18 protein-coding genes and 1 pseudogene are annotated in these 19991 nt (G+C 61.3%); 12 read left to right on the top strand and 7 right to left on the bottom strand.

Annotated elements, in window-relative coordinates:
- The first annotated feature begins 103 nt into the window (after positions 1–103).
- Positions 104–2611, top strand: coding sequence for a penicillin-binding protein 1A (locus ACN0X0_RS05815; protein ID WP_417260961.1), 2508 nt, complete (start codon positions 104–106; stop codon positions 2609–2611).
- 60 nt (positions 2612–2671) lie between these two features.
- On the opposite strand, the gene ACN0X0_RS05810 is transcribed toward ACN0X0_RS05815, so the two are convergent.
- The gene (locus tag ACN0X0_RS05810; protein WP_417278385.1) at positions 2672–3148 is read right to left on the bottom strand and encodes a GNAT family N-acetyltransferase; all 477 of its coding nucleotides are present in this window, start codon (positions 3146–3148) and stop codon (positions 2672–2674) included.
- Positions 3149–3300: 152 nt separating this feature from the next.
- Between ACN0X0_RS05810 and prfB the strand changes: the two genes are divergently transcribed.
- The 7 genes from prfB to ACN0X0_RS05775 all read left to right on the top strand — a co-directional run bounded on the left by prfB (position 3301) and on the right by ACN0X0_RS05775 (position 10586).
- Positions 3301–4422: a peptide chain release factor 2 gene (gene prfB / locus ACN0X0_RS05805; protein WP_417260963.1), complete on the top strand. Its 1122-nt coding sequence runs from the start codon at positions 3301–3303 to the stop codon at positions 4420–4422.
- A gap of 271 nt (positions 4423–4693) precedes the next feature.
- A complete protein-coding gene (locus ACN0X0_RS05800) occupies positions 4694–5143 on the top strand; it encodes a YeeE/YedE family protein (protein WP_417278384.1) in 450 nt (149 codons plus the stop codon).
- Position 5144: 1 nt separating this feature from the next.
- Positions 5145–5588, top strand: coding sequence for a DUF6691 family protein (locus ACN0X0_RS05795; protein ID WP_417278383.1), 444 nt, complete (start codon positions 5145–5147; stop codon positions 5586–5588).
- A gap of 34 nt (positions 5589–5622) precedes the next feature.
- Complete coding sequence (locus tag ACN0X0_RS05790) at positions 5623–6513, top strand: MBL fold metallo-hydrolase (protein WP_417278382.1); 891 nt, start codon at positions 5623–5625, stop codon at positions 6511–6513.
- A gap of 54 nt (positions 6514–6567) precedes the next feature.
- A complete protein-coding gene (locus tag ACN0X0_RS05785) occupies positions 6568–6981 on the top strand; it encodes a TIGR01244 family sulfur transferase (protein ID WP_417278381.1) in 414 nt (137 codons plus the stop codon).
- 99 nt (positions 6982–7080) lie between these two features.
- Complete coding sequence (locus ACN0X0_RS05780) at positions 7081–8757, top strand: TIGR01244 family sulfur transferase (RefSeq protein ID WP_417278380.1); 1677 nt, start codon at positions 7081–7083, stop codon at positions 8755–8757.
- Between the two features lie 62 nt (positions 8758–8819).
- Positions 8820–10586 carry a SulP family inorganic anion transporter gene (locus tag ACN0X0_RS05775; RefSeq protein ID WP_417278379.1) on the top strand — a complete coding sequence of 589 codons (1767 nt, stop codon included), beginning with the start codon at positions 8820–8822 and terminating at the stop codon, positions 10584–10586.
- Positions 10587–10620: 34 nt separating this feature from the next.
- On the opposite strand, the gene ACN0X0_RS05770 is transcribed toward ACN0X0_RS05775, so the two are convergent.
- A complete protein-coding gene (locus ACN0X0_RS05770) occupies positions 10621–11514 on the bottom strand; it encodes a DMT family transporter (protein ID WP_417278378.1) in 894 nt (297 codons plus the stop codon).
- Positions 11515–11595: 81 nt separating this feature from the next.
- Here ACN0X0_RS05770 and ACN0X0_RS05765 point away from each other — a divergent pair, with 81 nt between their 5' ends.
- Positions 11596–12087 carry a MarR family winged helix-turn-helix transcriptional regulator gene (locus ACN0X0_RS05765; RefSeq protein WP_417278377.1) on the top strand — a complete coding sequence of 164 codons (492 nt, stop codon included), beginning with the start codon at positions 11596–11598 and terminating at the stop codon, positions 12085–12087.
- Here ACN0X0_RS05765 and ACN0X0_RS05760 read toward each other — a convergent pair.
- From ACN0X0_RS05760 to ACN0X0_RS05750, 3 genes are read right to left on the bottom strand one after another with little or no spacing between them, the layout of a single operon-like run.
- A complete protein-coding gene (locus tag ACN0X0_RS05760; protein ID WP_417278376.1) occupies positions 12084–12797 on the bottom strand; it encodes a phosphotransferase in 714 nt (237 codons plus the stop codon). The genes ACN0X0_RS05765 and ACN0X0_RS05760 overlap by 4 nt on opposite strands.
- Positions 12797–14119, bottom strand: a complete 1323-nt coding sequence (locus ACN0X0_RS05755) for a TRAP transporter large permease (protein WP_417278375.1) — start codon at positions 14117–14119, stop codon at positions 12797–12799. The genes ACN0X0_RS05760 and ACN0X0_RS05755 overlap by 1 nt, the downstream gene beginning before the upstream one ends.
- Complete coding sequence (locus tag ACN0X0_RS05750; RefSeq protein ID WP_417278374.1) at positions 14116–14640, bottom strand: TRAP transporter small permease; 525 nt, start codon at positions 14638–14640, stop codon at positions 14116–14118. The genes ACN0X0_RS05755 and ACN0X0_RS05750 overlap by 4 nt, the downstream gene beginning before the upstream one ends.
- Positions 14641–14834: 194 nt before the next feature.
- Here ACN0X0_RS05750 and ACN0X0_RS05745 point away from each other — a divergent pair.
- The 3 genes and pseudogenes from ACN0X0_RS05745 to ACN0X0_RS05735 all read left to right on the top strand — a co-directional run.
- Positions 14835–14933, top strand: a pseudogene (locus ACN0X0_RS05745) (D-lyxose/D-mannose family sugar isomerase); the annotation flags it as partial.
- Positions 14934–14997: 64 nt separating this feature from the next.
- The gene (locus tag ACN0X0_RS05740; protein WP_417278373.1) at positions 14998–15831 is read left to right on the top strand and encodes a TolB family protein; all 834 of its coding nucleotides are present in this window, start codon (positions 14998–15000) and stop codon (positions 15829–15831) included.
- Positions 15821–17188 (top strand): cytochrome-c peroxidase, encoded by a 1368-nt coding sequence (locus ACN0X0_RS05735; protein WP_417278502.1) that lies wholly within the window; start codon positions 15821–15823, stop codon positions 17186–17188. Before ACN0X0_RS05740 ends, ACN0X0_RS05735 begins: the two co-directional genes overlap by 11 nt.
- Before the next feature lie 2 nt (positions 17189–17190).
- Here the strand turns inward: ACN0X0_RS05735 and ACN0X0_RS05730 are convergent, their stop codons facing one another.
- Positions 17191–18720: a CRTAC1 family protein gene (locus ACN0X0_RS05730; RefSeq protein ID WP_417278372.1), complete on the bottom strand. Its 1530-nt coding sequence runs from the start codon at positions 18718–18720 to the stop codon at positions 17191–17193.
- Positions 18717–19955 carry an ROK family protein gene (locus ACN0X0_RS05725; RefSeq protein WP_417260979.1) on the bottom strand — a complete coding sequence of 413 codons (1239 nt, stop codon included), beginning with the start codon at positions 19953–19955 and terminating at the stop codon, positions 18717–18719. The genes ACN0X0_RS05730 and ACN0X0_RS05725 overlap by 4 nt, the downstream gene beginning before the upstream one ends.
- Between the last annotated feature and the right edge of the window lie 36 nt (positions 19956–19991).

Below are 19991 nucleotides of genomic sequence, written 5' to 3'. Positions count from 1 at the left end.
GCGGATGTTTTGACCACGGCCTCCACGCTGTATAAGGAGAGGCAAACCCGGGCGGTTCCGATGCGAGTCAGCGCGGGTGTTGTGGTGTGGGAAAGGCTCTTCAGTGCTCAGATTTATCTTTTCGTTTTTTGGCACAATCTTCTCGTGGATCACCACGGGGCTGTTTTTGCTGGCGCTGGTCGTCGGCGGCATCTTTTGGATGTACGGTCGCGATTTGCCGAACCACGAAGCCCTGGCGCAATACCAACCGCCGACGATTTCGCGGATTTATTCGGGCGAAGGCCGGATCATCGACGAATTCGCCAAGGAACGTCGCCTCTACACGCCGCCCGAGGAAATCCCCGATCTGGTGAAACACGCCTTCATTTCCGCCGAGGATAAGAACTTTTACAAACACCATGGCTATGACCTGCGCGGCATGGTGGCGGCGGCTTTGACCGCAGCACAAGGCGGGCCTCTGCGCGGCGCTTCGACGATCACCCAGCAGGTGATGAAGAACTTCCTGCTCGACGGCTCGCGGTCTGCCGAGCGAAAGATCAAAGAATTGATCTTGGCCACGCGTCTCGAACAAACCCTGACCAAGGACGAAATCCTCGGGCTTTATCTCAACGAGATCGATTTGGGTGTGCGGTCCTTCGGGGTGACGGCGGCGGCGCAGAGCTATTTCAACAAAAGCCTGTCGGAACTGGCGCCTGAAGAGGCGGCGTTTCTCGCGATCCACCCGAAAGCGCCTTATTCCTATAACCCGGCGAAGAATTACGACGCCGCGCTGACGCGCCGCAACTACGTGCTGCGCGAGATGTATGAGAACGGCTATTTGACGCAGGAGGCCTATGAAACGGCCCGCGAAAAGCCGATCAAATCGGTGCAGACCGGCGATTATCCGAGCTACCGCGAGAGCCTGCCGACGCGCGATTACTTCACCGACGAAATCCGTCGCCAACTGTCGAAGAACTTCGGCGAAGAGGAGTTCTTCGAAGGCGGTCTGTCGATCCGGGCGACGATTGACCCGGAAATGCAGACCAACGCGGCGCATGCGCTTCAGAAGCGGCTCGAAGAGCTGGATCGCGGCATGGGCCAATGGCGCGGCACCGGCAAGACGATTGAAACCGCTGCGCTCGATGAGGGCACATGGGAGACCGCGCTGGCGCAGGTCCGTGTGGCACGCGATGTGACGCTCGACGGAAAATGGTATGTCGGCGCGGTCAATGAGGTGGGCGACAGTGCCATTTCGGTGATGGTCGAGGACGGCGTCGGCGAGGTCTCCGTGCCGCGCGAGGACATCAAATGGATGCGCGGCTCGTTCCGGGACAATTTCACCCGCGGCGACGTGGTCCACATCCGCCGCATGACGACGGGCAACAACGGCGAGGGCGATCTGATCCGCTGGTCGCTGCGTCAGGTGCCGGAAGTGCAGGGCGCTTTCATGGCGATGGACGTCAACACCGGCCGTGTGATCGCGATGCAGGGCGGGTTCTCCTATCAGAACTCGGTCTTCAACCGGGCCACCCAGGCGACGCGCCAGCCGGGCTCAAGCTTCAAGCCCTTCGTCTATGCCGCAGCGCTCGACAGTGGGTTTACCCCCGCGACCATCGTGGTTGACGCACCGATCGAGATCAACACACCACAAGGTGTCTGGCGCCCGAAAAACGCCTCGCGCCAATTCTACGGCCCGACGCCTCTTCGGACCGGGATCGAGCAATCGCGAAACCTGATGACCATCCGCCTCGCGCAAGAGGTCGGCATGGACACGGTCGCGCGCTACGCGGAACGCTTTGGTGTTTATGATCACATGGGGCAATATCTCGCCTCGTCTCTCGGCGCCGAAGAAACAACCGTGTTCAAGATGGTCTCTGCCTACGCCATGTTCGCCAACGGCGGCGAACGCGTCGAGCCGACGCTCGTCGACCGGGTGCAGGACCGCTACGGTCGGACGATCTATCGCCATGACCAACGGGTCTGCGAAGAATGCGAAGTGGCCTCTCTGGCCCCTGGCGTCGCGCCGAAGATCGTGTCGAACCGCGAACGCATGATCAACGCGATCACCGCCTATCAGCTGACGTCCATGATGCAGGGCGTGGTTCAGCGCGGCACGGCCGCCGGGCGGGTCAACCTTCCGGTGCCAGTGGCCGGCAAGACGGGCACGACGAACGACGGCAAGGACGCTTGGTTCATGGGCTTTACCTCGAACATCGTTGCGGGCTGTTACATCGGCTACGACACGCCGCGCGCGATGCGCGGGGCGTCGGGCGGCGGTTTCTGCGGTCCGGTGTTCAACGATTTCATGCAGGATGCCGTAAAAAAATACGGCGGCGGCAAATTCAAAGTGCCCCCGGGCGGCCATTTCATCAAGATCGACCGCTTTACTGGTGCGCGCCTCAATGACAGCGCCTCTGGTCCCAATGTGGTGGCAGAGTATTTCCGCGATGGCGAAGAGCCGATTTTTGGCCTGATGTATGACGGCGGCTTTGCCATGGGTGCCGACCTGCCTTTGTTCGAAGGTCAAACTAGCTCATCGGGCGAGCGCGAAGTGCAAACTTCGACAGGTCGAACGATCAGGGTGCCCGAGAAGGCGACGATCAACTCGCTGTCGTCAGGCGGCTTGTATTAAGGTTCAGATCGGATCGAAAAAAGAGGCCCAGAGATGGGCCTCTTTCTATGTGTAGATGCGTCAGGACAGACGAAGCCGAAACTTCTGAAACCGCTCCCCGTGAAGCTCCACATCACCTTCTTGCACCGCCCCCAGACGGAGGAGCGCGCCCGTGTGACGCCGGGTGGGCGGCAAGAGAAAGGTCACACTGTCGATGCGCGGGTCTCGTCGTGCGGTGTCCAAAGCGCGCTTTGTGATGGCGCGCCCGAGGCCGACCGCCTCGCGGGTGAGGACCAGACCGAAATCCCAGTCTTCGCCTTCGCGCTCGAACCCGCCCCAGCCCACATAAGCGCCGTGGTCGAGAAACGCCCAATGCCCAAGGCCATGCGTCGCCCAATGCGCCTCTTTGGCGGCCACCCAGTCCTGTGTCATCTCATCGGTCCAGGTGCCGGTCAAAAGCGGCATATGCGCCGCCACGAAAGGGTCGGACATATGGGCCGTGAGGCGCTCTGTGGGAATGTCGCTCAGGCGGGCAAATTGGATATTATGTGGTGTCATGGCGCGGAAAGGGCCAGAAAGCCGTGCCAGGGTCAAGACGGCAGGTGGCCGAACACGGAAGAGTGACGCCCCTTGCCTCCGGGCGCTGCAACGCGTATCTCTCGGCAAACGTTCAAAAGACCGACCCCAAGAGACCGATAAGGTGACCTGCCGTGCGCGCTGAAATCCAGAATACCGTTGCGAAAATCGAAAAATCCGTGGCCCTGCTCAAACAGCGCATGGATTGGGACACCGCGCCGCATCGCCTCGAAGAGTTCAACGCGATGATCGAGGACCCGACGTTGTGGGATGACCCGGAGCGCGCCCAGAAACTCATGCGCGATCGCCAGATGTTGATGGACGCGCTGAAAACCGCGACCTCCATCGAGCAGGACATGAAAGACAACATCGAGCTGATCGAATTGGGCGAGATGGAAGAGGACGAAGAGGTCGTCACCGAGGCCGAAGACACGCTCAAGGCGCTGGCGGAAACGGCGGCGGCGAAGGAGCTTGAGGCGTTGCTCGATGGCGAAGCGGATTCCAACGACACCTTCCTCGAGATCAACGCGGGCGCCGGCGGCACGGAGGCCTGTGACTGGGCCTCGATGTTGCAGCGTATGTATGTGCGGTGGGCAGAGAAGAAAGGCTACACCGTCGAGTTGCAGTCCGAAGAAGCGGGCTCCGAGGCTGGCATCAAATCCGTGGCCTATAAGATCACCGGTCACAATGCCTATGGCTGGCTGAAGTCTGAGTCGGGCGTGCACCGTCTGGTGCGCATCTCGCCGTTTGGCAAGGGCACACGCGAGACCTCTTTTGCCTCCGTCTGGGTCTATCCGGTGGTCGATGACAACATCGAGATCGAGGTGAACCCCGCCGACATTCGCATCGACACTTATCGCTCGTCTGGCGCGGGCGGCCAGCACGTGAACACCACCGACTCCGCCGTGCGGATCACCCACGCGCCCACGGGCATCGTGGTCACCAGCTCCGAGAAGTCGCAGCACCAGAACCGCGACATCGCCATGAAAGCGCTGAAATCGCGGCTTTATCAGTTGGAGTTGGACCGTCGCAATGCGGCGATCAACGAGGCCCATGAAAGCAAAGGCTCGGCAGGCTGGGGCAACCAGATCCGCTCTTACGTGATGCAGCCCTATCAGATGGTCAAAGACCTGCGCACCAATTTTGAGACCTCGGACACCCAAGGCGTGCTCGACGGCGATCTCGACAAATTCATGGCGGCGACGCTGGCGATGAATGTGGCGGGCAAATCGCGCGCAGATGCGCAAGGCGAGTGATCCGGAAGAGTATTCCGGGTGTATCATCCGGGATCGGAAAAGACATCAAAGGCCCCTGATCGGGGCCTTTTTTCATGAGGTGATCCTCTCTTCGCGGAAGACTTGCCGTAAGGTCGCTTTGCGCCAATGTGACAAACTCACCGACAGGCCCGCGCATGCTGGCATAAAGTGAGGGCCAAGTGGGACAACCTGCACAAAACAAGGAAACGCACATGATCAATCGGACCCAAGCTCGGGACCTTCCTCAGGCTTTTCGCGGAGGGCAGGCGACATGATGACCGAAATCGCGCCCACGGAGTTCACCCCCTTTGCCTCGCTCATCGGTGGTATGCTGATCGGCACCGCCGCTGTGCTCTTGATGGCCTTTCAGGGGCGTATCTTTGGCGCCACCGGCATTCTTGCGGGGTTTCTGACGCCTGTGAACTCGTCTGATTGGGCCTGGCGCGCCGTGCTTTTGGCAGGCATGGTCACCGGTCCGCTGGCCTACGCGCTGTTCACCGGCCATTTCCCCGCAGTGGATGTGCCCGTGACCAAAGGCGCACTGTTGATCGGTGGCTTCATCGTCGGCATCGGCGTGAGCTATGGCTCCGGCTGCACCTCCGGCCACGGGGTCTGCGGCATGGCGCGTTTGTCGCCGCGCTCCATCGTGGCAACGCTGTCCTTCATGGCCTCGACCGCGGTGACCGTTTTCGTCATTCGCCACATCTTTGGAGGGGCATGAGATGAAACTGATCATGACCTATGTGATCGGCCTCATTTTCGGTGTCGGCATTTCCATGTCCGGCATGGCCAATCCGGCAAAGGTTCTGAATTTCTTCGACTTTTTCGGCGTTTGGGATCCGTCCTTAATGTTTGTGATGGGGGGCGCCGTGGTGGTGTCCTTCTTTGGCTACCGCTTCGTGTTCAAACGCTACGAGACGCCCGCCTTTGAGCCGAAATTCATTGTGCCGACCTCGCGCGTCATCGACGCCAAGCTTGTCGGCGGTTCCTTGGTCTTCGGCGTTGGTTGGGGCATCGCGGGCTTTTGCCCGGGCGGCGCTTTGCCGGCTTTGGGCACCTTCAACCCGCAGGTCTGGCTGTTCTTTGTGGCCCTCGTGGCGGGCATCTTCGCGGCCAAAGTCCTGATGAAATACACCGCGGCCCGTGCCGCAAGGCGCGCGGCCTGAGAGTGGCGCGCCAGAGATGAGAGGAGAACATAACATGGCATCCAACTACCCCGTCGACCTGTCGGTCAAGCCCGAGGTCAAAGCCTTTTTCGATCCGGCCACTTGGACGATTTCCTATGTGGTGAAAGACCCGGCCTCGAACGCCTGCGCCATCGTGGACAGCGTCATGGACATCGACTACGCCGCCGGTCGCATCACCTATGAGTCCGCCGATGAGATCATCGCCTATGTGAAAGAGCAGGGGCTGAAACTCGAATGGTTGATCGAGACCCACGTCCACGCCGATCACCTCTCTGCCGCGCCCTATATTCAAGATGCGCTCGGCGGTAAGATCGGCATCGGCGAGCATATCGTCACGGTGCAGGAAACCTTTGGCAAGGTCTTCAACGAAGGCACCGAGTTTCAGCGTGACGGCTCGCAATTCGACCGCCTCTTCAAGGATGGCGACACCTATTCCGTGGGCTCCATGCACTGTTTTGCCATGCACACGCCGGGCCACACACCCGCCTGCATGGTGCATGTGATGGGGGATGCGACATTCACCGGCGACACGCTGTTCATGCCCGATGGTGGCTCCGCGCGCGCCGACTTTCCGGGCGGTGATGCGGGTGTCTTGTATGACTCGATCCAGAAAGTGCTTGCCCTGCCGGACGACATGCGTCTGTTCATGTGCCACGACTACGGTCCCAACGGGCGTGACATCGCCTGGGAGACCACTGTGGGCGCCGAGAAGGAACACAATATCCACGTCGGCGGCGGCAAAACCAAAGAGGATTTCGTCAAATTCCGCGAGGAACGCGACGCCCAATTGGCCATGCCGCGTCTGATTATTCCCTCTTTGCAGGTGAATATGCGCGCAGGCGAGTTGCCCCCGGCGGATCAAGATGGCAAGACATTCCTCAAAGTTCCGGTGAACGGCCTCTGATCGCATCTCTTGTTGCGTGGGGCCAGACTGGTTCCACGCACAGGAGACGCGACAATGGAATTCAACAAGATCAACGATCAGATCACGGTCAGCGGCCAAATCACCCCCGAGGAGGTGAGTATTCTCAAGGAAAAGGGCTTCAAGACACTGATCTGCAATCGCCCGGACATGGAGGTGGAGCCGGGGCTGGCGTCAGACGTTCTGGAACAGGCGGCGAAAGAGGCGGGTCTGAGCTTTGCCTATCTGCCGATCTTTCCCGGCCAGTTCACCGAAGAGCTGATCACTGAAACCGCCCGGGCGCTGTCTGAGCTGCCCGCTCCGGTTTACGCCTATTGCCGCTCCGGCACCCGCTCGACCACCGCTTGGGCCTTGGCGCAATCCGGTCAGATGGAACCGGAGACGATCATCAGCCAAGCCGCAGAGGCGGGCTATGACATGACGGGTCTGAGACCCTATCTGGCGGGATAACAAGCCAATTTCGTGCCTGTCCCGTCAACCACAACGGTTTTCGGGACATCTCGCCTGAGGGGGCGGAACCGTCCCCACATAAGCGAGGAGACGCACGGAATGGAGATTAAACGGATCACGGACGGCCTGTCCGTCTCGGGGCAGGTGCAGCCCGAGGACATGGCCAAACTCAAACGCCGCGGCTTTCGTGCGGTGGTCTGCAACCGCCCCGACGGCGAGGCGGGCGACCAACCCAGCCACGAAGAAATGGCCCGCGCGGCACAGGCCGAGGGGCTTGAGTTTCTGTACCTGCCGGTGACGCCCGGCATGGTGACCGAAGACACCGCCACCGCCTTTCGCCACGCTTTGACCGAATTGCCGGGGCCGGTCTTTGGCTATTGCCGCACAGGCACGCGCACGACGACGCTTTGGTCTTTGGCGATGGCCAAGGAGAAATCCGTAGTCGACATTTTGGCCGCCACCAAGGCCGCAGGCTACGACATGACCGGTGTGGCGCGCCGCATCGCCAATGGCGGCGTGACGCCCACGGATTCTGTCGAAGACGCGAAGCATGACGTAGTGATCGTCGGCGGGGGCGCGGCTGGCGTGGCCGTCGCGGCCTCATTGAAGGCCCGAAAACCCGATCTCGACATCGCGATCATCGACCCGGCGGACATCCACTATTACCAACCCGGTTGGACCATGGTCGGCGCAGGCGTGTTCGAACCCTCGACCACGGCAAAAACCATGGGGTCGCTCATTCCGCGCGGAGTGCATTGGCTCAAATCCGCCGTCGCGGCTTTCGAGCCGAAAAACAACGCGGTCATCCTCGACGGCTGCCGGGTGGTGAAATACGACCGGCTGATCGTCTGTCCGGGGCTCAAACTCGATTGGGACAAGATCGACGGCCTTGTGGAGACGCTGGGCAAGAACGGCGTGACCTCGAATTATCGTTATGATCTGGCCCCTTACACCTGGGAATTGGTCAAGGGGCTGAAAGGCGGCAAGGTCGTCTTCACCCAGCCGCCGATGCCGATCAAATGCGCCGGTGCGCCGCAAAAGGCGATGTACCTCTCGGCCAACACTTGGGAAGAAGCCGGGGTTCTCGGCAACATCGACATCCAGTTCATGAACGCGGGCGGGGTGCTGTTTGGCGTCAAGGATTACGTCCCGGCGCTGGAGAGCTATGTCGAACGCTACGGCGCCAACCTGAATTTCTTCCACAATCTGAAATCCATCGACGGCCCGGCGAAGAAAGCCACCTTCACCGTCGCGAAACCCGACAGCGAGCCCACGGAAGTGACAGTCGATTTCGACATAATCCATGTGGTGCCGCCGCAAAGCGCGCCGGATTTCATCAAGGTCTCGCCGCTCGCGGACGCCGCCGGTTGGGTCGATGTGGATCAGGTGACGCTGCGCCACAAGGAATTCGACAACATCTGGTCTCTGGGCGACGTGATGAACGCGCCCAATGCCAAAACCGCCGCCGCCGCCCGGATGCAGGCGCCGATCGTGGCCGAAAACGTCGCCGCCGACATCGACGGCAAAGGCCCGCAGGCGGGGTATAACGGCTACGGCTCCTGTCCGCTGACGGTGGAGAAGGGCAAGATCGTTCTGGCCGAGTTTGGCTATGGCGGCGTGCTGTTGCCGTCCTTCCCGAAATGGGTGCTCGACGGCACAAAACCGACCCGCAAGGCCTGGTGGCTCAAGGAACAGATCCTGCCGCCGATCTATTGGAAGGCCATGCTGCGCGGCAAGGAATGGATGATCAAACCCGAAAAAGTCTCGGCAAAATAAAGAGTTGGGGCGGCTTTTTGATCCGCCCCTCTTTTCCCGCAAGACCAGAAAGGACACCCCCCGTGTCGTCTAAACTGTCGTTCGACCCGCGTCTTTTGAAGCGCTACCTCCCCATTCTCGACTGGGGCTCGAAATACAACGCCAACGCCTTTGCCAATGACGGGGTGGCCGCGATCATCGTGACCATCATGCTGATTCCGCAATCCCTGGCCTACGCTCTGCTCGCGGGCCTGCCGCCCGAGGCGGGGCTTTATGCCTCCATCGTGCCGATCATGCTCTATACGGTGTTCGGCACCTCGCGCGCTCTGGCGGTCGGGCCGGTCGCCGTGGTCTCGCTGATGACCGCCGCGGCTGTCGGGCAGGTGGCCGAACAGGGCACAGCGGGCTATGCCACCGCCGCCATCACGCTGGCCTTCATGTCGGGCGCGATGTTGGTGACCTTGGGCGTGTTCCGGCTTGGCTTTCTGGCGAATTTCCTGTCGCACCCGGTCATCGCGGGGTTCATCACCGCCTCCGGCATCCTGATCGCCGCCTCTCAGCTCAAGCACATCCTCGGCGTCAGCGCGGGCGGGCATACGCTTTTGCACCTTCTCGAGAGTCTGTGGACGCATCTGTCCGAGATGAATTTCATCACTCTTGTGATTGGTGTTCTGGCCACCGCTTTCCTGTTCTGGGTCCGCAAGGGTTTGAAACCCCTGTTGAGAAAACTCGGCCTCGGCCCGCGCCTCGCCGATGTGATCACCAAAGCTGGCCCCGTCGCCGCAGTTTTCGTCACCACGCTGGTGGTCGGGGTCTTCCGCCTCGACGAACACGGCGTGCGCATCGTCGGCGAGGTGCCGCAAAGCCTGCCGCCCTTCACCTGGCCGATCAGCTCTCTGGCGCTGTTGAAGCAACTTTTCATCCCGGCGCTTCTGATATCGATCATCGGTTTCGTGGAATCCATCTCGGTCGCGCAAACCTTGGCCGCCAAAAAACGTCAACGTGTCGATCCCGATCAGGAATTGATCGGTCTGGGCGCCGCCAACCTTGGTGCGGCCTTCACCGGTGGTTTTCCGGTCACGGGCGGGTTCTCGCGCTCTGTCGTGAACTTTGATGCGGGGGCCGAGACCCCGGCAGCAGGCGCCTTCACCGCCATCGGCCTCGCCATCGCCGCGCTGTTTTTGACGCCACTGATCTACTTCCTGCCGCAGGCCACTTTGGCCGCGACCATCATCGTCGCCGTACTCTCGCTGGTGGATTTCAAAATCCTAAAGACCACCTGGGACTACTCGAAAGCCGATTTCACCGCCGTGATGGCGACCATCGTGCTGACGTTGGTCTCTGGCGTCGAAGTCGGTGTCTCGGCGGGGGTGATCCTGTCCATCGCGCTGCATCTCTATAAGACCTCGAAACCTCACATTGCTGAAGTCGGGCTGGTGCCGGGCACCGAGCATTTCCGCAACATCAACCGTCATGATGTGCTGACCACGCCCGACGTGGTGACGATCCGGGTCGATGAGAGCCTGTATTTTGCCAATGCGCGGTTCTTGGAGGATTACATTCTCGACCGGGTGGCGGGCGATGAGGCGCTCAAGCACATCGTGCTGATGTGCCCGGCGGTCAATGAGATCGACACTTCGGCCTTGGAAGCGCTCGAAGAGATCAACCGACGTCTGGCCGATGGCGGCATTCAGCTGCATCTCTCCGAGGTCAAAGGCCCGGTGATGGACCGTTTGCAGAAATCGCATTTCCTGCACGATCTGACGGGGCAGGTCTTCCTCAGCCAATTCGCGGCGATGAAGGCATTGGGCGATGTGACCTCGCCGACATCCGCCACTGACGCGGCTTAAACGGATGCGCCCTCCCAGATCGGGAGGGCGTTTTTCATTCGGCGGGCTGGACCTTGGCCGCCATCACAGGGCGCGATTGCGCATATTGCCCAAGCCAAACCGCGAAGAACACCAGCGCCATGCCGAGACTTTGCAACAGCGACAGGCTTTCGCCCGCAAAGATCAGCCCCAAAGCCACCGCCGTCACCGGGCTGAGAAACCCCAGCGGCGCGACCGTTGCCGGCCCAAGGCGGGCAATGCCCCGGAAGAAAAAGTAGTACGTCAAAGCGCCGCCGATCAGCCCGAGATAGGCGATGCCCGCCATGTTCGTGGCGGTAAAGGCGGGTGTGGGCGGATCAAGCCAGATCGCCAGCGGCACAAGCAACAGTCCGCCCGCCACCAACTGCCAGGCTGTGAAGGTCAAGGGCGGCACGGGCGGGGTCCATTTGCGGCTCAAGACGGTGCCAAGCGCCATGGAGACCGCGCCTCCGAAAGCGGCCAAAAGGCCAAAGCCATCGAGCTGCGCCGTGGGGGAGAGCACCAGCGCGCCCACACCGACGACGCCGATCAGCCCGGCGAGTACCGCCAAAGGTCGCATTGGTGTGCCAAGCAATACCTTTGAAAGCCCGAGAATGATCAGCATCTGTGTTGCGCCTAGGGTCGCGGCGACCCCGCCGGGCAGGCGGTAGGCGGCGACAAAAAGACAAATCCAGAACAGGGTGAAATTGAGTGCACCGAGCAGCAGAAGCCTCGGCACCCAAGTGAGAGGCGGCAGTTGTCGCAGGATCACCAAAAGCAAAATCCCGGCCGGAAGCGCGCGCAAGAGTGCGATGGTGACCGGGATGCCCTCGGGCAAAAAGCGCGTTGTGACGAGGTAGCTCGACCCCCAGATGGCGGGTGCGAGGCCGGTGAGGATCAGATCCGTTGTGCGGGATGTCGTGCGGGACATTTGGGGATTCTCCATTTATCTTGATGTCAAGATAGTTGGAGGCATCTTGACGTCAAGGTAAAATTTTGAGACATCAGAACCATGAGTGAAAAGACCCTTTCTCCCGACGATATTCGTGCGCAATGGGCCGTTGAACGCCCTGATCTGGCCACTGAACCGATGGCGCTCATTGGGCGGATGGGGCGGCTTGCACGTGTGCTGAGTGAGGCGATGGAGGCCACATTTGCCCGCCATGGCCTTAATTATGCAAGCTTTGATCTTTTGGCGACCCTGCGCCGCTCGGGCGATCCCTATGCGCTCACGGCGGGCGATTTGATGGCGCAGATGATGATCACCTCGGGCACGGTGACCAACCGGATCAACCGGCTTGAGGCGCAGGGGCTGGTTGTGCGGCGCAGCGACAAAGACGACGCGCGCCGGGCGATTGTGGCGCTGACCGAGGCTGGGTTTGCCGTGATCGACCGCGCGGTGGAGGATCACGTCGCGACGCAGAAACGGCTGACGGAAATGCTGAGCGCCGAGGAATTCGCGCAGCTCGATGGCCTGCTCGCCAACTGGCTCGATCGGCTTTAAATGCGGGTTCCCAACACGCGGGCGACGAGGGCGGCGTGTTCTGGTTCGACCTGCCAGCGACAAGCCACTTCCCATGCCAGTGCGGCGGTTTTCTCAGCGGCCGTTGCCGCCTCAGGCCGGGTGCGCAGCGTATCAAACGCCAGATCATCCACCCGCGCCTCATCCCAATCAATCAGGGCCGGGCCTTCTTCCGTATGGATCAGATTGCCTGCGGTCAGATCGCCATGAATGACGCCGATCTCGCCATCGAGGGCGCCCCAAGCCTTGCGGCACAGCGCGAGCAGATCGGCAGGCAGGGCGCAAAGATCGACATCGCCGCCGGAGGTCTCATGGAGCAAATCGGAAGACGACCGGAAGTCGGGTCTTTGTGGTAAGTCACTGGTATTGCGATGAAAGGCATCGATCTTGTCGGCAATTCGCGGCAGCTCTTCGGGCTGAAACGGACGGCCTTCGATCAGCAGCTCACAGGTCCAGCCTTCCGGTCCCAATCGTCCGTCCTGCGCGGGCATCAAGCGGGGCACAGTAAAGCGCGCCGCTTCGGCGGCGTCCTGGACGGGGGCCAGCCATCGGAGTTGCGCCTCAGAGCGGCGTGTGGATTTGAACACCACATCCTGCGCCAGTTCGGAGGTGCGAAAGACCGCATTGTGAGGACCGCCGCCAAGCGGCTCGAGAGGGGCGGAAAGACCCCAAAGATGAATGGGCGGCAGCATCAATAGACCAGCCGCACGAGACCGAGCGTGAGCACTGGAAAGGCCACAAGGATCGCCACCCGGATCAGGTCGGTGAGGACGAAAGGCAGCGTGCCTTTGAAGGTTTCCGAGATCGGAACGTCGGGGTCCAAAGCATTGATGATGAAGAGATTCATGCCAACCGGTGGCGTGATCAACCCGACCTCGACGACGATCAAGACGATGACCCCGAACCAGAGGCCGAACTCGCCGGGTGTGAAGCCGAAATCCAGCCCCGCCATGATCGGATAGAGGATCGGGATGGTGAGGAAAATCATCGAGAGACTGTCCATCACACAGCCGAAGGCGAGATACATCAAAAGGACCGCGATCAGGATCAGCCAGGGCGAGAGCGTCAGCCCCTCGGCCCAGCCGGCGGCGGCCATGGGGAGGCCCGAAAGCGCCAGGAAATTGTTGAACATCTTGGCGCCCAGAAGGATCAGAAAGATCATGCCGGTCGAGGCGGCGGTCTCGAATATCGCCTCTGCGACACCGCGCAAGGTGAGGTTGCCGGACAAAAGGGCCACGAGGCCGGTGCCCGCCGCGCCCACGGCGGCGCCTTCCGTGGGGGTGAAAATGCCTAGGTAAATCCCGCCCACGACAGAGCCGAAAATCGCGATCACAGGCCAGACGTTGAACAGTGCGGTGAAGCGCTCGGCCCAGCTTGCGGGCGCGCGGGAGCTACAGCAATCTGGGCGCAGGCGGACATAGATCGAGATGCAGATCATATAGCCGATGGCCGCCAAAATGCCCGGGACGAAGGCGGCGAGAAAGAGCTTGGCGATGTTTTCCTCGGCCAGCATGGCGTAGACCACGAGGATCAGCGAGGGCGGAATGAGGATGCCCAAAGTGCCGCCTGCCGCGAGCGAGGCGGTGGCGAGGCGGCCCGAATAGCCGTAGCGTTTCAACTCGGGGAGCGCGGTTTTGCCCATGGTTGCCGCCGTCGCGAGTGACGATCCGCAAATCGCGCCAAAGCCCGCGCAGGCGCCGACGGCGGCCATGGCGACGCCACCCTTGCGATGGCCAAGCCAGGTCTCGGCCGCCTTGAACAGCCCCGTCGACATGCCGCCCAGCGTGGCGAAATGACCCATCAGGAGAAACAGCGGGATGATCGAAAAGGAATAGGACGAGAACTCGCCATAAGTCAGATGCTTGAGCTGGCTCAGCATCATGATCGAGTTGCCGTTGAGCAAATAGGCGCCGCCAAAGCCCACGACCGCCATGGACACCCCAATCGGAATGCGCAGAAACAGCAAGAGGAGAAGGACGGGGAAGGACCAGAGGCCGATCTCGATGCGGCTCATGATTGGGCCTCCGTTTGCGTGTCCGGCCAGAGAAGCGCGAGGGCTGATCGAAAGACGCAGAACACCGCGACGACGCAGGCCACCACCATCACCGCCATGGCGGCGCGGTAACCCCAAACAAGCGGAATTTGCAGGATAAAGGTGGTTTCGTGATAGGCGGCCTTGTCGAGCATGCCGAGCCAGAGCCGCCAGCTCAGCCCCAGCGTGAGCGCGCACATCAACAGTTCGCCGATCAGATCGAGCAGCCGGTTGGGCCGCGCGCCAAAGGCCGGTTTGAACAGATCGACACGGGCGTGGGTGCGGAAAAACTGTGCGTAGGGCAGGGTCGAGAAGACGGCAAATCCAATGCCCATCTCCACGAGTTCAATGTCACCCGGCACGGGGCCAAGCCCCAAACCATCCAGCGCCCGGCCCGCGACAGAGACACAGGTGACTATGATCACCGCGAACAACCCGAGCCCGCCCAGAAGCGCCGTGATCTGCGCCAACTGGCCGATCCGCTTCGACACTGTGGTATACATATGTCCTGCCCTCAAAACCTATGTCGGGTTTAGCGGCTGCGCCTTTCCGGTCAACCGAAAATCACCGCTCTTATGCGCTTCCAATCGCTTTGAAAGAGGTTTGACTGGGGGGCAAATTTGCTTGTCGTGGGGGAGAGGAACAGGTTTCGGGCCCGTCTGTTTTGCCGTGGAGAGCCATAATGAAATGCACCGCCGACAATATCTTTCGCGATCCCATCGGGCGGTTCTCGGACATCGAAGAAGACGAGGCGCCGCTGCATCTTTTGGTCAGCGATTACGCGCGCTGGCTTTGAGGTGATTGTCGGCACTCAAGCCAAGGTGTAGCGTGGCTTTGAAAGAAGTGCCGGGAGGGGTGATATGTCGGGCTGGGTCTCACGTGTGATGATTTACGATCTCGAGGAGCAGGCGGCCTTTCCGGTGCTTGAAACCGACATGGAGATTGCGGCGCCCAATTGGGTGCCGGACGGCTCGGCGCTCATTGTGAATGGTGACGGAAGCCTGTTTTGGGTCGATCTCGACCAGCCGGAATTGCTCGAGATTGACACCGGGCTTTGCATCAATCTGAACAACGATCATGGTGTGTCGCCCGACGGCGAGACGCTCTATTTCACCGACCATTCCTTTGGTGGGGCGGCGCGCATTTGGCGGCAGGATTTAGGTGCAGACGATGATCCGGTCGAGGTCAGCCGTAAAGAACCGTCCTGGTTTCACGGCATTTCGCCAGACGGAGCCACGATCTGTTACACGGCCGTGCGTGAGGGGCTGTTCGGCATCTACACGGCGCACGCGGATGGCGGCCATGAGACCTGCGTGATCGCGGGCGCCCATCATTACGACGGGCCGGATTTCTCGGCGGACGGAAAATGGATCTGGTTCAATTCCGACCGCACCGGCGCCTCTGAGTTGTGGCGTGTGCGTCCTGATGGCTCTGGTTTGGAGCGGATGACCGAGGACGCCATGGTCAATTGGTTCCCGCATCCTTCACCTGATGGCGAGAGCGTGGTCTATCTTGCCTATCCCGAGGGCACGGTGGGCCATCCGCCGGGGATGCATGTGGAGCTGCGGCTCTGGACCGAGACAGATCGGCCGACGGAAACTCTGGTGCAGCTGACCGGTGGGCAAGGCACGATCAATTCGCCCTCATGGTCGCCCGATGGACAGGCTTTTGCCTATGTCGAATATGCACCATGAGAATATGCCCCGTGAGTATATGTACCGTGAGTATATGTGCCGTGATCTGATCCTCCTCAGCCTGTGTTTGGCAAGCCCCGCTGTGGCGGACGGGTTTGATCGTGCCCTGCTGCCCGATCCGATCACGGACGCCGATTACGTGACGATGAACCCGGCGGAGGCCGAGCTGGGCCAGCTGTTGTTCTTCGATCCGATCCTGTCGGGCAATGACAATATCTCCTGTTCGACCTGTCATCACCCGCGTCTGGGAACGTCCGATGGGCTGTCATTGGGCATGGGCGAGGGCGGTGTGGGATTGGCCCCGACCCGTGTCGCCAACCCTGACAATATGCCCGAAGATCGCATCCCTCGAAACGCGCCGGTGCTCTACAATCTCGGCGCGCGCGAATACGCGGTGATGTTTCATGACGGTCGGGTGGAGATGACTGGGGATGAGCTGCGTGTCCCCATCGAGGACGATTTCTTCGCCCGTGTGTCCGGCGTTTTGGCGACGCAGGCCGCGTTCCCCGTGCTTTCGCCCGATGAAATGGGCGGGCAGGTGAGTGAAAACCCGCTGTCCAAAGCCATCCGTCAGGGCCGGTTTTCGGGCGATGGCGGCGCTTGGGATATGATCGCCGCGAAGGTCGCTGCGATCCCCGACTATCAATCCCGATTCGAGCAGGTTTACCCGGAAATTGCCTTTGGTCGGAGGGTCCATTTTGCCGATATTTCCAACGCCATCGCCGCTTTCATGGCCTTTGAATATCGCTCGGACGACAGTGCCTTCGACCGCTATCTGCGCGGCGATGACGCGGCTTTGTCCGAGGCTGCACAAAAGGGCATGTCGCTGTTTTACGGCGAGGCGGGTTGCGCCACCTGTCACAGCGGTAAGTTCCAGACAGATCACGAGTTTCACGCCATGGGACAGCCGCAGCTTGGCCCCGGAAAGACGCTCGATTTCGAACGCGGCAACCGCGACGAGGGCCGCTACCGGGTGACCGGAAAAGCCGAGGACCTCTACGCCTTCCGCACGCCCGCGCTGCGCAATATCACCCTGAGCGCGCCCTATGGCCACGCTGGCGCCTATAGCGATCTGCGGTCTTTTGTGGTGGCTCATCTCGCGCCCGCCGACAGTCTCGCGCATTACGAAACCTTCCACGCCACGCTGCCAGAGGTGCCGGGGCTTGAAGAGGATTGGAGCGTGATGAACAGCGCCGAAGACCGCGCGGCGATCCTGGCCGCCATCGAGGTCGAAGATCGCATTTTGCCCAGCGCGGACATCGACGCGCTCATGGCGTTTTTGGCGGCGCTCGAAGACGATCCGCATCGGTTGGGCATTCCTGACAGCGTGCCCTCAGGTCTCGCTTTCGCGAAATAACCTTACCGCGCCAGCTCGACCCAGCGGTCAAACTGCGTGATCTCGACCCAGCCGGTTTCCTCGCCGTCGGGCCATGTCACCTTGACCTGCGCGACCTCGGCATCCGCCAGTCCGAAATGCAAAGGCACCGCCTTGCCGGAGGCATGTCCGCCGCCCACAGTGACGTCCTGCCGCTGCAACCCGCGATTGGTCAAAATCTCCACCGTGGCGCCCACGGCCGCCGGGTTCAGCCCCGGCTGGCGCAGGCTGACGGCCAGAGAGTGCCCCGCATTGGGCGTCACGTTCTGATACAACTCCATCGCGCTTTGTCGGTTCACCACCACCAAATCGAGCAAACCGTCGCCGTTCAGATCGACCAGATGGCCGCCGCGCGATTTCTCCATCGAGGCGACGCCCGCCGCTATCGAGACCTCGCGAAATGTGCCGTCGGGCTTTTGTTGCAACAGGTTGTTGGGGTCGTGGGCGGCGTTGTTGGGCATCTGTTCGACATTGCCCTTGGCGATGAACAGGTCGGCGCGGGCGTCATTGTCGACATCCCCCCAATCCGCCGACCAGCCGGTCGAGGGCCGCCCATCACCGCCCAGATGTGGCCGATGGGCATAGGTGCCGATCTCATAGGGCGCCGCTTTGTAATGGCCATCCTCTTGGCCGAATTGCAAAAGCTGATCGCCCATGGAGGTCAGCATCACATCCGGGATGGTGTCGCCGTCGATGTCGCGCTCGGCGATGCCCATGCCCCAGAGCGAGACCTTGTCCCAGCCGTCCGCATCATTCAGAAACCGGTTCTCTTGCAGGTCGTAAAGCTGCTCGTAGCCGCCTTTGACATAGTAATGCCGATCATTCGACAGCCGCAGGCTCTGTGTGCCCCGCGCGCCTTTCGAGATCAACGCCGAGAGCGTGCAAAACCCCGGCTCCAAGACGGTCTTCTCATAGCCGCCCGCAACAGGCCGGTGCAGCTCATTGACGTCACAGGCCTCGAACGGCCCGTCCGGGTTGTCGCGGTCCACGTAATTGCCGAAGAACAGCGTCGGGCGCGTTGCCCCCGCTTCCCATCCGGCCGTGAAGGCCGTGGTCCAGCGGTCGCCGCCGTCAAAGCCCCAATCCTCATTGGTGCGCTCAAAGGCACAGTCGCCCAAGCCCCGCAGCAACAGGTTTTCACCCACGCGCAGCACCGCCAGATCGGTCACCCCATTGCTGTCGATGTCCAAAGGATAGGCGCCGGTCACGCCGGTCATTTCCATGATTTCGCCCAGCTCAAAGGACAGGTCTTCGCCTTGAAAAGACCGGTTCAACATCAGGCTGGCCGGGTTTTCCCCGCCGGCTGCGAAAATCTCCGGCATGCCGTCGCCGTTACAGTCGAAAACCGCCAAACCGCCGCCGACAAAATGTTCCCAGCCGCCACCGTAAATATGTATGGGCAGGGCATCGGAGCGGTTCTGAAACTGCGGGATCGACTGTGCCCAAAGCGGCAGTGGCACAAGGCTCAAACAGGCAATCAACGCTTTGGCATTCAACACAACCGGGCGGCTCATCCCACACGCATCTCCGTCGCAAAATCAAGCGCCAAGGCCCCGGCACCGCGCGCCCAGACCAGATCGCCCCAGGCATGGATTTCCACCGGGGTCGGCGGGCGTCCGGGGCGATAGGTCAAGGCATGGGTCTCGCTGAGCACATCCTCGGCATAGAGATAGTCGTAGCGCAAGCGGTCGCCGGAGAGAAGGATCAATGCGGGATCATAGAGCGTCACGACATTCGCGAGCCCCGCCGCCAGATAGCGCCCGGCGCGGGCAAAGATCGTCCGCGCGAGCGCGTTGCCCTCCTTGGCCTGTGCGTAAAGCGTTTCCAGCATGACGTCGGCGCAGGTGCTTTGATGGCCGAGATTGAGCGCCGTGTGCGCCTCGCGCACAAGCGCATAGTCGGCCACATAAGCCTCAAGACAGCCGCGCTGCCCACAGCGACAGAGCGCGCCGTCGAGTTGCACCTTGGTGTGACCCAATTCCATGCCGTGGCCCATGCCGCCGCGGTGAAGCTGATTGCGGATCACCAGACCCATGCCAAGCCCGTGCTCAATCGAGACCACGGCAAAGTTGTCGAGCGCGCGGCCTTCGCCAAACCAAAGCTCGGCCAGCGCCAGAAGGTTGGCGTCATTGTCGATCCGCACGGGCCGGTGAAGCCGGTTCTGCAACAGATCGCGCAGCGGCACATCGGTTTCTTCCATAAAGGGACACCAGAGCACGCGCCCGGTGATGAAATCGACCATGCCGGGCAGGCCGAGCGCGATGGTCTGCGGTTCGATGCCCGGTCCTGCGTCGTCCAAAGCGGCCTGAATGATGGCTTCGGCCTCTGACAAAACCTCTTCCGTGCTGCGCGCGGTGGGCGGTGCGGGCAGGGTGGCCGATCCCAAAAGATTGCCCGCCATGTCCAGCACAACGGCGGAGTTCGACCGATCCGAGATTTTGATGCCGACAACCGTTGCCGCCGTGGCCTGAACCCGAAGACCCACGGGCGGACGCCCGCGCGGACTGTCGCCTTCTCGCGGCAATTCGCTTTCCTGAATGAGGCCTGCCTCGATCAGCTCCGTGGTGATTTGGGTCACCGTTGCGGGCGAGAGCGCGAGTTGGCGGGCCAATTCGACGCGGGGGATGATGCCGCTGGCCCGAACTGCCTCGAAGACCTGGCGCCGGTTGGATTTTGCCTGACTGTCCTGCTCGGGCAGCAGCGGGCCGCAGCCGTCCAAATCTTCGGTTTTGAGGTCCGTGTCGGGCATGGCACCTGCCTTTTTGTATAGTTTGTCTGCCTAATT

The sequence above is a fragment of the Celeribacter sp. genome, assembly GCF_048270365.1.
In the GTDB taxonomy this organism is placed as follows: Bacteria; Pseudomonadota; Alphaproteobacteria; order Rhodobacterales; family Rhodobacteraceae; genus Celeribacter.
This window is presented reverse-complemented; position numbering and strand designations above follow the sequence as displayed.

What these genes read in the sequence shown, in the direction of transcription:
- ACN0X0_RS05735 (WP_417278502.1), top strand. Translation starts at nt 15,821, where the DNA reads ATGCACCATGAGAATATGCCCCGTGAGTATATGTACCGTGAGTATATG.
- ACN0X0_RS05800 (WP_417278384.1), top strand. Translation starts at nt 4,694, where the DNA reads ATGATGACCGAAATCGCGCCCACGGAGTTCACCCCCTTTGCCTCGCTC.
- ACN0X0_RS05750 (WP_417278374.1), bottom strand. Translation starts at nt 14,640, where the DNA reads ATGTATACCACAGTGTCGAAGCGGATCGGCCAGTTGGCGCAGATCACG.
- ACN0X0_RS05780 (WP_417278380.1), top strand. Translation starts at nt 7,081, where the DNA reads ATGGAGATTAAACGGATCACGGACGGCCTGTCCGTCTCGGGGCAGGTG.
- ACN0X0_RS05765 (WP_417278377.1), top strand. Translation starts at nt 11,596, where the DNA reads ATGAGTGAAAAGACCCTTTCTCCCGACGATATTCGTGCGCAATGGGCC.
- ACN0X0_RS05755 (WP_417278375.1), bottom strand. Translation starts at nt 14,119, where the DNA reads ATGAGCCGCATCGAGATCGGCCTCTGGTCCTTCCCCGTCCTTCTCCTC.
- ACN0X0_RS05810 (WP_417278385.1), bottom strand. Translation starts at nt 3,148, where the DNA reads ATGACACCACATAATATCCAATTTGCCCGCCTGAGCGACATTCCCACA.
- ACN0X0_RS05730 (WP_417278372.1), bottom strand. Translation starts at nt 18,720, where the DNA reads ATGAGCCGCCCGGTTGTGTTGAATGCCAAAGCGTTGATTGCCTGTTTG.
- ACN0X0_RS05770 (WP_417278378.1), bottom strand. Translation starts at nt 11,514, where the DNA reads ATGTCCCGCACGACATCCCGCACAACGGATCTGATCCTCACCGGCCTC.
- ACN0X0_RS05740 (WP_417278373.1), top strand. Translation starts at nt 14,998, where the DNA reads ATGTCGGGCTGGGTCTCACGTGTGATGATTTACGATCTCGAGGAGCAG.
- ACN0X0_RS05795 (WP_417278383.1), top strand. Translation starts at nt 5,145, where the DNA reads ATGAAACTGATCATGACCTATGTGATCGGCCTCATTTTCGGTGTCGGC.
- ACN0X0_RS05790 (WP_417278382.1), top strand. Translation starts at nt 5,623, where the DNA reads ATGGCATCCAACTACCCCGTCGACCTGTCGGTCAAGCCCGAGGTCAAA.
- ACN0X0_RS05725 (WP_417260979.1), bottom strand. Translation starts at nt 19,955, where the DNA reads ATGCCCGACACGGACCTCAAAACCGAAGATTTGGACGGCTGCGGCCCG.
- ACN0X0_RS05785 (WP_417278381.1), top strand. Translation starts at nt 6,568, where the DNA reads ATGGAATTCAACAAGATCAACGATCAGATCACGGTCAGCGGCCAAATC.
- ACN0X0_RS05760 (WP_417278376.1), bottom strand. Translation starts at nt 12,797, where the DNA reads ATGCTGCCGCCCATTCATCTTTGGGGTCTTTCCGCCCCTCTCGAGCCG.